Genomic DNA, 11170 nt, shown 5'->3' with positions numbered 1-11170 from the left:
ATCCGCGACCGGGGCACGGGCCGCCCCACCAAGCGCGACCGCCGCGAGATCGAACGCCTCCGAAGCCTGGGCGGACCGGGCGGGTTCGGCGGACCGGGCGGACTCGGCGGACCGGGCAGTTCCCCCGGCCCTCGCTGATCCGGGGAGGGCCACCCCCGAGCCCCTCATGGAGCCCAAGCCTTCCCCCGGTGCTGCTCCAGCGCTATTCCATCGGCACCACCTTCACCCAGATCCCGTCCTCCGTCACATACCGGTCCACCCGCAGCCCCTCTTCCTCCAGCGCCTCCTCGAACTGTTCCCTCGTCAGCGGTCGGGCCCGGAACGTCTGGGTCCAGGCGGCGTCCGGGAAGTCGTACTCCACGTGCACCGAGTTCACCCCGTCGCCCACCGGCTCGGACGAGACGATGCGCACGGTCAAGCCGCTGGGGTCGACGTGCTCGCGGGGCACGTTCGTGTGGTAGTCCTCCCCCTCGCGCTGGATCAGGACGAAGCCGCCGTCCGCGACATGACGCAGACAGGTCCTGAGCATGCCCCGCCGCACCTCGTCGTCCCCGCTGTGCACGAGGAACGACGCGAGCAGCACCACGTCGAACTTCTCGCCCAGGCCGAGCTTCTCGACCGGGCTGCATATGGTGCGGGCCCCACGCACCCGCTCCAGCATCTCCGCCGACTCGTCCACGGCCGTGACGGTGAACCCCCGCTCCAGCAGCGGGTGGGTCATCCGGCCCACCCCGCTGCCCAGTTCGAGAATGCGCGCCCCCGCGGGCGCCACGCCGGCGATCACGTCCGGCTCGCCGCGTAACGGCAGCCGCGAATAGAGCTCGACCGCACAACCGTCCGGTGTGATCGCCCCGGGTCCGGTCCCCGCATATCCCTCACGCATCTGAATGCTCATGCCTGTCCAACGGACCGTCCCCATCTGCCCGTTCCCCACCAAAGTCACCCGATAGGGTGAATCCGTTCGATGCGGACCCTCAAAGTGCGGACACTCAGAGTGCGAACCAGCCGTGCCCCACGTGCCAGTGCCCGCCGGCCCGCAGGTGATCCACCACCGCCCGCTCGATACCCGTGCGGCGCGGCAGCGTCTCCAGCGGAAGGTCCGGGTCGCCGAAGACGAATCGGACGGGGAGGCCGTCCTCCGGTTCGGAATCCAGGAACACGGTTTCGAACCGCTCCTGGAATCGCACGATGTTGGAGCCCTCGGGCAGATGGCGCTTCAGCTGAGGATCCAGCAACCAGGAGTGGCAGAGGGCGGACGCGTAGTGCTCGTCCGGGTAGTGCCGTGCGAAGAACTCCCGTGCCAGCGCCACCGACCGGTCGCAGGCGTCCGGCGACAGCGGCCCCCGGTAGTCGGGGATGTGCAGGCTCAGATACGGCTCCCCCACCGGCAGCTCCAGGCCCACACCGGCGAGACCCGCCGCATCCCGCTGCCCCAGCCGCGAGCGCTGGAACTGGAGTCGTCCCAGCTGGTACAGCTCCCCGTGAAAGTGCAGCGCCAGCCACTCCGGCACGAGCACCCCGCCGATGCCGTGCCGTCTGCGGTGCAGGACCATGGCGCGGCCGAGATCGGCCAGAGTCCGCCGGGAGACGTCGTCCGGGATGCCGCGCTCACGGTGGTACGCGCGCACGTGGGGCAGGGCGGCGACGAGGACGTACACGTAGAAGTAGCGGCCGAGCGGGCCCGACCCCGGTGGGAAGGAGAGGAAGTGCGGCCCCCTGTCGGGCTCCCCCATGTCCCGTGTCAGGGCGCCGACGCACCGTTCGAGGAGTCTCGTCGCCTCCTCGTCGTCGAGCAGCGTCGCGCGCAGCGCGACGACCTCGTTGACGTCCTCGTACGGCACCGCCAGGTCCAGCAGGACGTCAGGGAGGTCGTCGGCCGACGGGAGCCGCGCCTCCACGCCGGGGACGTCGTCGGACTCCCGTTCCTTGAGCCATTCGGCCAGTTTCTCGTCCGTGCGCAGCGCGTCCAGCAGCACCATCGCCTCCCTGTCCGCCCGGGTCGTCGTCTCCTGGAGAACGTGCCGGACGAAGAGTACGTTTCCGAAGAGGAGCAGTGATCCTGATGCGTACGGGCAGTGAACCGACGACAGCGCGCAGTGCCCTGCGGCTGCGGCTCTGGCTGAGTGTGTGGGGGCTGGTCTGGGCGATCGGGGGGACCACCGCTTTCGCACTCGCCGGACGGCCCGGCTGGGCGATCGCCTGCGGTGTGCTCTGGCTGGTCGTCACCGTCGACCTGGCCATGATCCTGCGGCACATCCGCCAGGGCCCGCACTACCAGCCCGGCCGTGACGTGCCGCCGTACCGGCCCGTGGACCACGATCAGCGCTAGCGACCGGCTTCAGCCGGGCGTCAGACACAGGTCACGCGGGCGTCACGCGTCGAAGCGTGCCGCTTCCAGGTACTGGGGGTTCGGGTCGAGTGCCGCCGCGAGGCGGAAGTGGCGCTTGGCGGGGTCGGGCCGGCTCTGGCGCTGGTAGGTGCGGGCGAGTGCGAAGTGCGCGAACGCGTTGTCCGGCTCGCGCTCCAGGACGATCGTGAACTCCAGCTCGGCGGGACGCAGTTGCGCGGCCGCGAAGAAGGCACGCGCGCGCAGCAGCCGGGCCGCCGTGTTCTCGGGGTGTACGGCGATGACGCTGTCGAGCAGCTTCACCGCGCCCCGCGGGTCGCCGGCCGCGAGCAGTTGCTCGGCGGCGCGGTAGTCGATGACGTGCGTCTCCGGGGTACGTCCGCTGGAACCGCTGTTCTCGGGCACGGCTGATCCCTTCCCTTGCTGCCACGGTTCAACGCCCGTCTGAAGGGGCGCTATTCCTGGGACCGCCGCTGTGGCTCCCGTGCCCTGCGGGCGAGCTCGGCCCATACGTCCCGCACGCGCCGCTCCAGTTCCTCCAGGGGCACGTCGTTGTCGATCACGATGTCCGCGATCTCCAGGCGCTTCTCCCGGGTCGCCTGGGCGGCCATCCGCGCGTGGGCGTCCTGCTCGGTCATGCCGCGCAGCCGTACCAGCCGGTCGAGCTGGGTCTCGGGGCTCGCGTCGACGACGACCACGAGGTCGTACAGCGGGGCGAGTGCGTTCTCGGTGAGGAGGGGGACGTCGTGGATCACGACCGCGTCCTCGGGGGCGGCCTCTTCGAGTTCGCGGGAGCGTGCGCCCACCAGGGGGTGCACGATCGCGTTCAGGACGGCGAGCTTGTCCGCGTCCGCGAAGACGACGGAGCCGAGCCCGGGGCGGTCCAGGCTGCCGTCCGGGGCGAGCACGTCCTCGCCGAACGCGTCGACGACCGCCGCCAGCCCGGGAGTTCCGGGTGCGACGACCTCGCGCGCGATGCGGTCCGCGTCGATCAGCACGGCGCCGTGCTCGACGAGCCGCCGTGACACCTCGCTCTTGCCGGCGCCGATACCCCCGGTCAACCCCACCTTCAGCATGACCGGAAGCTTAGGCCCTGCGGCCCCGAGCCGACATCGTCCCGGCCCGGGTGTCAGCCCTCGCCGGGGTCAGCCTTCGCCCTCCCGCTCCGCCAGGAACTTCTCGAACTCGAGCCCGATCTCGTCCGCGGACGGGATGTCGGCGGGCTCGGCCAGCATGTTGCCGCGTGTCTCGGCACCCGCGGCGGCGTCGTACTGGTGCTCGAGGCCCTGGACCAGGGAGACGAGTTCCTCGTCGCCCTCGCGGATCTGCCGGTCGATCTCGGTCTGCGTGCGGTAGGCCTCCGTGCGCAGGGCGTGCGCGACGCCGGGCAGCACCAGGCCGGTCGCTCCGGTGACGGCCTCCAGGACGGTCAGCGCGGCGTCCGGGTACGGGGAGCGTGCGATGTAGTGCGGGACGTGCGCGGCGACGCCGAGAACGTCGTGCCCGGCCTCCATGAGGCGGTACTCGACCAGGGACTCGGCACTGCCCGGGACCTGTGCCTCCTCGAAGGGGCTGCGGTGGCCCGGGACCAGCTCGACGCGGTTGCCGTGCGGCGTGAGGCCCACGGGGCGGGTGTGCGGGACGCCCATGGGGATGCCGTGGAAGTTCACCGAGAGACGGACGCCGAGCCGCTCCACGATCTGCTGGACGGCGGCGGCGAAGCGCTCCCACTCGACGTCGGGCTCGGGTCCGGACAGCAGCAGGAAGGGCGCTCCGGTGGCGTCCTGTACGAGCCGCACGTCCAGCGTGGGCTCCTCGTAGCCGGCCCAGCGGTCGCGCTTGAACGTCAGCAGCGGGCGGCGGGCGCGGTAGTCCACAAGCCGGTCGTGATCGAAGCGGGCGACGACCTGGTGGGGCAGCGAGCCGAGGAGCCGGTCGACGATCTGGTCGCCGGTCTCGCCCGCGTCGATGTATCCGTCGAAGTGGTAGAGCATGACAAGACCGGCCGTCTCCTGGGCGAGCGCCATGTCGACGACTGCCAGGCCCTTCGGCTCCCATGCGTACAAACCCTGCGGATCAAGCACTGTGACCGCTCCTCCTCGTGTTCGTACTGCACAACGTCACCCGGAGCGCGGGCATTCCCGACCGCACCCCCTAATGGCCTTGTCTCAGGGGCTTTTCATCCGTGCGAGTGATCCCGCGCGAACCCGGCACAACAGACGTAGGGCCCGCACCTCACTGGTGCGGGCCCTACGTCAGCGGTTACTGACTAGCGGTGAGCCGTCAGCTCTGGCCGCCGGCGAGCTTCTCGCGGAGCGCGGCCAGGGCCTCGTCCGACGCGAGGGCGCCGGAGTTGTCCGGGCCCTCCGAGGAGTACGAACCGCCGCCGGACGCGGCCGGAGCGGCAGCCTCGCCACCCTCGGCAGCGGCCTTCTCGTCCGCCTCGCGGGACTTGATGACCTGCGCCTGGTGCTGCTCGAAGCGAGCCTGGGCCTCGGCGTACTGGCCCTCCCACGCCTCGCGCTGGGTCTCGTAGCCCTCGAGCCAGTCGTTGGTCTCGGGGTCGAAGCCCTCGGGGTAGATGTAGTTGCCCTGGTCGTCGTAGGACGCGGCCATGCCGTACAGGGTCGGGTCGAACTCGACCGAGGCCGGGTCGGCACCGAAGGACTCGTTGGCCTGCTTGAGGGACAGCGAGATCCGGCGACGCTCGAGGTCGATGTCGATGACCTTGACGAAGATCTCGTCGTTGACCTGGACGACCTGCTCCGGGATCTCCACGTGGCGCTCGGCCAGCTCGGAGATGTGGACCAGACCCTCGATGCCCTCGTCCACGCGGACGAACGCACCGAACGGAACCAGCTTCGTGACCTTGCCGGGCACGACCTGGCCGATCTGGTGGGTCCGGGCGAACTGCTGCCACGGGTCTTCCTGGGTCGCCTTCAGCGACAGGGAGACGCGCTCGCGGTCCATGTCGACGTCGAGGACCTCGACCGTGACCTCCTGGCCGACCTCGACGACCTCGGAGGGGTGGTCGATGTGCTTCCAGGACAGCTCGGAGACGTGGACCAGACCGTCGACGCCACCCAGGTCCACGAAGGCACCGAAGTTGACGATCGAGGAGACGACGCCGGAACGGACCTGACCCTTCTGGAGGGTCGTGAGGAACGTCTGGCGGACCTCGGACTGGGTCTGCTCCAGCCAGGCGCGGCGGGACAGGACCACGTTGTTGCGGTTCTTGTCCAGCTCGATGATCTTGGCCTCGAGCTCCTTGCCCACGTAGGGCTGGAGGTCGCGAACGCGGCGCATCTCGACCAGGGAGGCCGGGAGGAAGCCACGGAGGCCGATGTCGAGGATGAGACCACCCTTGACGACCTCGATGACGGTACCGGTGACGATGCCGTCCTCTTCCTTGATCTTCTCGATGGTGCCCCAGGCACGCTCGTACTGGGCGCGCTTCTTCGAGAGGATCAGGCGGCCTTCCTTGTCCTCCTTCTGGAGAACAAGGGCCTCGATCTCGTCACCGACGGCGACGACCTCGTTCGGGTCGACGTCGTGCTTGATCGAGAGCTCTCGGCTCGGGATGACACCTTCGGTCTTGTAACCGATGTCGAGCAGGACCTCGTCCCGGTCGACCTTCACGATGACGCCGTCGACGATGTCGCCGTCGTTGAAGTACTTGATCGTCTCGTCGATCGCGGCGAGGAAGGCTTCCTCGTTACCGATGTCGTTGACCGCAACCTGCGGGGTGGTGGCGGTGGTCTCGGTGCTGCTCGTCATGTGGGAAAGGGCTCCGGTACGGACATTGAAGTCGTAGGCACTGCTTACGCCGGGAGCCCGTTTCGCTCTGCAGAAGCCGGACAGCCAAGGAAGCGCCACACCGGAAATACCGGTGGCGCCTCGACAACCGAGGGGACATACAACAGATGCGAGCGCAGCCTGCTCCGTCTGAGGCGCGCAGGCCCGCAGCGCAACTTGTAGCATACGGGGGCAGCCGGGCACGGTCAACGTACGAAGACGCACACCCAGGGCGGATCGCCCCAATCCCGGCACAAGAACACACGCGGCGGCAACCGCATGCCGTGCACCGGACGGTGTTCCGAGCCGCGCAGGCCCGGTACGCCCCTTCTGTGACACCACCGGCTACCGGTAGGTACGGAAGAGTACGACGAGGGAGCCGATCATCCAAGAGCCCGATGCGTTCGACCCCGAAGCGACCCGGCGTGCGGCAGGAGTGGCGGAGAGTTCCCGCGCCAACCGGGGCTGGTGGGACCGGAACGCGGACGAGTACCAGGTCGAGCACGGCACGTTCCTCGGGGACGACCGTTTCGTGTGGGGTCCCGAGGGCCTCGACGAGGTGGAGGCGGAGCTCCTGGGGCCGCCGGAGGACCTGAAGGGCAAGGACGTCCTGGAGATCGGCGCCGGCGCGGCCCAGTGCTCGCGCTGGCTGGCCGCGCAGGGCGCCCGGCCGGTGGCCCTGGACCTCTCCCACCGCCAGCTCCAGCACGCGCTGCGCATCGGCGGAACCTTTCCCCTGGTACAGGCCGACGCGGGCGCCCTGCCGTTCGCGAACGCGTCCTTCGACCTGGCGTGCTCGGCGTACGGCGCGCTGCCCTTCGTCGCCGACCCCGTGCTGGTGCTGCGGGAGGTCCGCCGGGTGCTGCGCCCGGGCGGCCGCTTCGTCTTCTCGGTCACTCACCCGATCCGCTGGGCCTTCCCGGACGAGCCGGGACCGGAGGGACTGAGCGTCTCCGCCTCGTACTTCGACCGCACGCCGTACGTCGAGCAGGACGACGAGGGGCGTGCGGTGTACGTCGAGCACCACCGCACCCTCGGCGACCGGGTGCGGGACGTCGCCGCCGCCGGTTTCCGCCTGGTCGACCTGGTCGAGCCGGAGTGGCCCGCCTGGAACACCTCCGAGTGGGGCGGCTGGTCCCCGCTGCGCGGGAACCTGATCCCGGGGACGGCCGTCTTCGTGTGCGAGCGCGACTAGAACATCCCCGGGTGGCTTTGGCGGCCGTACGACCCCGGGTGTCTTTGACGGCCGTACGACACTGAAGGCGTGATCCGTTACGACGCCCTGGACGCGCTGCCCGTCCGCAGTGCCCTGCCCGCCCTGAACGACGCTCTGGACGGGCACGGCACCGCCGTTCTGGTGGCGCCGCCCGGCACCGGAAAGACGACGCTGGTTCCGCTGGTGCTGGCCGGGCTGGTGGGTGACGGGCCCGCGCGGCGTGTGGTCGTCGCCGAACCGCGCCGGATCGCCGCCCGGGCCGCGGCCCGCCGGATGGCGTGGCTGCTCGGGGAGAAGGTCGGCGGGAGCGTCGGGTACAGCGTGCGCGGCGAGCGGGTGGTGGGGCGGCACGCGCGCGTGGAGGTCGTCACGACGGGTCTGCTGCTGCAGCGGTTGCAGCGGGACCAGGAACTCGCGGGCGTGGACGTCGTGGTGCTCGACGAGTGTCACGAGCGGCATCTGGACGCGGACACGGTCGCGGCCTTCCTGCTGGACGTGAGAGCCGCGCTCCGCCCGGAGCTGCGTCTGGTGGCCGCGTCCGCCACGACCGACGCGCAGGGCTGGGCCCGGCTGCTGGACGACGCGCCGGTGGTCGAGGCGGAGGGCGTCTCGCACCCGGTGGAGGTCGTGTGGGCGCCGCCGGTACGTCCCGTGCGGCCGCCGCACGGCATGCGCGTGGACCCGGCGCTGTTGGCGCACGTGGCGTCGGTGGTGCGGCGGGCGCTGGCGGAGCGGGAGGGCGACGTCCTGTGCTTCCTGCCCGGGGTCGGGGAGATCGCGCGCGTGGCCGGGCAGTTGGGCGGCCAGGGGGACGTCGACGTGCTCCAGGTGCACGGGCGTGCGCCCGCTGCCGTGCAGGATGCCGTGCTGTCCCCCGGGGCGCGCCGCAGGGTGGTGCTGGCCACGGCGGTCGCGGAGTCGTCGCTGACGGTTCCTGGGGTGCGGGTGGTGGTGGACGCCGGGCTGGCGCGGGAGCCGCGGGTGGACCACGCGCGCGGGCTCAGCGCCCTGACGACCGTACGGGCCTCGCAGGCGGCCGGGCAGCAGCGGGCGGGGCGTGCCGGGCGTGAGGCTCCGGGCGCCGCGTACCGCTGCTGGGCGGAGGCCGAGAACACCCGTCTGCCGCGGTTCCCGGCGCCCGAGATCAAACTGGCCGACCTCACCGCGTTCGCCCTCCAGGCGGCCTGCTGGGGCGACCCGGGGGCTGCCGGGCTGGCGCTGCTCGACCCGCCGCCGGGCGGGGCGATGGCGGCGGCGCGGGACGTCCTGTCGGCGATCGGGGCCGTGGATCCGGCCGGTCGGGTCACGGAGCGTGGTGTGCGGATGTCCCGGCTCGGGCTGCACCCGCGGCTGGCGCGGGCGCTGCTGGACGCGGCACCCGAGGTCGGCGCGGAACGGGCGGCCGAGGTGGTCGCCCTGCTCAGCGAGGAGGCGCCGCGCGAGTACGGCGACGACCTGGCCGCGGCACTGCGGACGGCCCGGCGCGGGGGTGACGCGTACGCGGGGCGCTGGCGTGCCGAGGCCCGGCGCCTGAGGTCCTCGGCCGCTGACACGGCCGAGGGGCCCGCGCCCGGTTCCCCCGAACCGTCCGACGACGCCGCGGTCGGGCTCGTGGCCGCGTTCGCCTTTCCCGAGCGGGTGGCGAGGGCGCGGGGCGGGTCGTACGTGATGGTGTCCGGGACGCGGGCGGACATCGGGGACGGCTCGTCCCTGCGCGGTGTCCCGTGGCTCGCCGTCGCCGTCGCGGACCGGCCCGTGGGCGCGGGGCACGCGCGCGTGCGTCTCGCCGCCGCGGTGGACGAGGACGTGGCCCGGCGCGCGGCGGCGCCACTGCGTGCCGTGGGCGAGGAGGTCCACTGGGCCGACGGGGACGTCGTCGCACGGCGGGTCGAGCGGCTCGGGGCCGTGGAGCTGACGGTGCGCCCTCTCAGGGACGCCGACCCCGGGCTCGTACGGGAGGCGCTGCTGGACGGGCTGCGGGAGGAGGGGCTCGGGCTGTTGCGCTGGTCGCCGGACGCCCGGCTGTTGCGGCAGCGGCTCGCGTTTCTGCGGCTGCACCTGGGCGAGCCATGGCCCGAGGTCTCCGACGACGCCCTCCACGCGCGCGTGGAGGAGTGGCTGGAGCCGGAGCTGAGCCGTGCCCGGCGGCGGGGCGATCTGGCGCGGATCGACGCCGGGGAGGCGCTGGGCCGGTTGCTGCCGTGGGCCTCCGGAGAGGCCGCGCGGCTCGACGAGCTCGCGCCCGAGCGGATCGAGGTGCCGAGCGGGTCCAGGATCCGGATCGACTACACCGATCCCGAGCGGCCCGTGCTGGCCGTGAAGGTGCAGGAGATGTTCGGGCTCCACGAGTCGCCCGCGCTCGCCGGCGTCCCGGTCCTCGTGCATCTCCTCTCCCCCGCCGGACGGCCCGCCGCCGTCACCGCCGATCTCGCGTCCTTCTGGAAGGACGGCTACCGGGCCGTACGGGCGGAACTGCGTGGCCGGTACCCGAAGCATCCGTGGCCCGAGGACCCGGCGACCGCCGAGCCGACCCGGCACACGAACGCGCGGCTCAGGCGCTGACCGGCTGCGGTGCCGCGGATTCCGTGGGCTGTGGTTCTCCGGGCCCGCGGCCGCGGGCCTCCAGGTAGAGGGAGAGCGACAGCAGCAGGAGCCCGAGGGCGAGGAAGCCCCACGGCAGGTACGAGGTCATCAGGAGGACGAGCGTGCGGTTGGACTGGACGAGGTCCACGGTCGACCTGATGTAGTCCTCGCGCATCTTCACGTGACCGGCGAAGGCCGTCACCTTCTCGCGGCCCCCGAGGAGCGTGCCGCCGCGGAGTTCCTCCTTGTGGATCTCCTCGCCGTACACGGGGGCGCCGGTCAGGGGCTCGACCCAGAACTTGCGGACGGTGGTGTACCAGCGGGTCGTGCCCGTCTTGGCGACCGACTCGGGGGTGATGCCCTGGACGGGCATGGTCTTGGGGAAGGGCACCTTGGTCCAGGGGATGGTCTGCTCGAAGTAGTAGACCTCGATGCCGCGGAAGTCCTGGGTGCCCTTGTAGTGGATGGGTGCGGTGATGCGGGCCTGGGCGTCGAAGTACTCGTAGTCCCGTTTCTCCGTGAGGAACGGCCACTTGAATTCCAGGCCCTCGCGCTTGACCGGGTCGCCGTCGACCATCTCGCCCGCGGCGTGCACCGGTTCCTGGGTGTGGGCGTCGAAGATGTAGCGCTCGGGGATCTTGGAGACCAGCTCTCCGTCGGGGCCCTGGACGTAGGAGAGCCCGTCCCAGACGACGACGTCCCGGCCGGCCGTCTCCTCGATCTTCTCGGAGGCCTCCACGTTGCCCTTGAGGGTCTGCACGATGGTGACCTCGGGGACCTTCTTCGCCCGCATGGTGCCGTAGTCGAGGAGGGTCGCGTCCTTCGCCTCCAGGACCATGTCCTGGTACTGGTTGGCGGGGATCTTGGCCAGGCGCGGGAAGGCGTACCAGCGGATCAGCGGGGACAGCGCCGCGAAGAACACGGCGAGGGCGAGCAGGACCAGGCCGGCCTTGCGGCGCATCTCGGCCTCCCTCCCGGGGAGTTACGGGTGTGCGGGCACCGTCGTCAGCAGGGGCTTCGGTGACGTCTCGCCCGTCGGTGAGCCCATCGCCGTGATCGTGAACACCAGGGCGAGCGCGAGGGCGAGACCGGTCGCGGCGGCGACGAGAGCACGCATGCGGGCCTCCCGGCGAACACGAACTGATACTCCGTCAGTTCCGGCACGGTAGCAACGCCCGGGCGAGATGAGAACACGTCGCACACGACGGCGGCGCCCCTCTCCGCAGAGG

11 protein-coding genes are annotated in these 11170 nt (G+C 71.4%); 3 read left to right on the top strand and 8 right to left on the bottom strand.

Features of this window, described 5'->3' with window-relative positions; translation table 11 throughout:
• Window positions 1-202: 202 nt before the first annotated feature.
• Window positions 203-895: a class I SAM-dependent methyltransferase gene (locus tag FNH08_RS32460; RefSeq protein WP_152775107.1), complete on the bottom strand. Its 693-nt coding sequence runs from the start codon at window positions 893-895 to the stop codon at window positions 203-205.
• Window positions 896-989: 94 nt separating this feature from the next.
• Complete coding sequence (locus FNH08_RS32455) at window positions 990-1976, bottom strand: acyltransferase domain-containing protein (protein WP_322725873.1); 987 nt, start codon at window positions 1974-1976, stop codon at window positions 990-992.
• A gap of 86 nt (window positions 1977-2062) precedes the next feature.
• On the opposite strand from FNH08_RS32455, the gene FNH08_RS32450 reads away from it, so the two are divergent.
• Window positions 2063-2329, top strand: coding sequence for a DUF6343 family protein (locus tag FNH08_RS32450; protein ID WP_152775105.1), 267 nt, complete (start codon window positions 2063-2065; stop codon window positions 2327-2329).
• Window positions 2330-2371: 42 nt separating this feature from the next.
• Here FNH08_RS32450 and FNH08_RS32445 read toward each other — a convergent pair whose 3' ends face one another.
• From FNH08_RS32445 to rpsA, 4 genes are all read right to left on the bottom strand, one after another.
• A complete protein-coding gene (locus tag FNH08_RS32445) occupies window positions 2372-2752 on the bottom strand; it encodes a tetratricopeptide repeat protein (protein WP_322725871.1) in 381 nt (126 codons plus the stop codon).
• Between the two features lie 50 nt (window positions 2753-2802).
• A complete protein-coding gene (coaE, locus tag FNH08_RS32440) occupies window positions 2803-3423 on the bottom strand; it encodes a dephospho-CoA kinase (RefSeq protein WP_152775104.1) in 621 nt (206 codons plus the stop codon).
• 69 nt (window positions 3424-3492) lie between these two features.
• On the bottom strand, window positions 3493-4431 hold the full coding sequence (locus FNH08_RS32435; protein ID WP_322725870.1) for a PAC2 family protein: 939 nt from the start codon (window positions 4429-4431) through the stop codon (window positions 3493-3495).
• Between the two features lie 199 nt (window positions 4432-4630).
• Complete coding sequence (rpsA, locus tag FNH08_RS32430; protein WP_152775103.1) at window positions 4631-6124, bottom strand: 30S ribosomal protein S1; 1494 nt, start codon at window positions 6122-6124, stop codon at window positions 4631-4633.
• Window positions 6125-6524: 400 nt separating this feature from the next.
• Here rpsA and FNH08_RS32425 point away from each other — a divergent pair, with 400 nt between their 5' ends.
• Together FNH08_RS32425 and hrpB are read left to right on the top strand one after the other, a co-directional pair.
• Complete coding sequence (locus FNH08_RS32425) at window positions 6525-7337, top strand: class I SAM-dependent methyltransferase (RefSeq protein WP_322725872.1); 813 nt, start codon at window positions 6525-6527, stop codon at window positions 7335-7337.
• Between the two features lie 69 nt (window positions 7338-7406).
• Window positions 7407-9920, top strand: a complete 2514-nt coding sequence (gene hrpB / locus FNH08_RS32420) for an ATP-dependent helicase HrpB (RefSeq protein WP_322725869.1) — start codon at window positions 7407-7409, stop codon at window positions 9918-9920.
• On the opposite strand, the gene FNH08_RS32415 is transcribed toward hrpB, so the two are convergent.
• Both FNH08_RS32415 and FNH08_RS32410 read right to left on the bottom strand, forming a co-directional pair.
• Window positions 9910-10902, bottom strand: a complete 993-nt coding sequence (locus tag FNH08_RS32415) for a DUF3068 domain-containing protein (RefSeq protein ID WP_152775102.1) — start codon at window positions 10900-10902, stop codon at window positions 9910-9912. The genes hrpB and FNH08_RS32415 overlap by 11 nt on opposite strands.
• A gap of 21 nt (window positions 10903-10923) precedes the next feature.
• On the bottom strand, window positions 10924-11058 hold the full coding sequence (locus FNH08_RS32410) for an SPW_0924 family protein (RefSeq protein ID WP_152775101.1): 135 nt from the start codon (window positions 11056-11058) through the stop codon (window positions 10924-10926).
• Between the last annotated feature and the right edge of the window lie 112 nt (window positions 11059-11170).

Source organism: Streptomyces spongiae, from assembly GCF_009377185.1.
Taxonomy (GTDB): domain Bacteria; phylum Actinomycetota; class Actinomycetes; order Streptomycetales; family Streptomycetaceae; genus Streptomyces; species Streptomyces spongiae.
The sequence above is the reverse complement of the archived record's forward strand: the minus strand, read 5'-3'. Positions and strand labels throughout refer to the sequence as shown.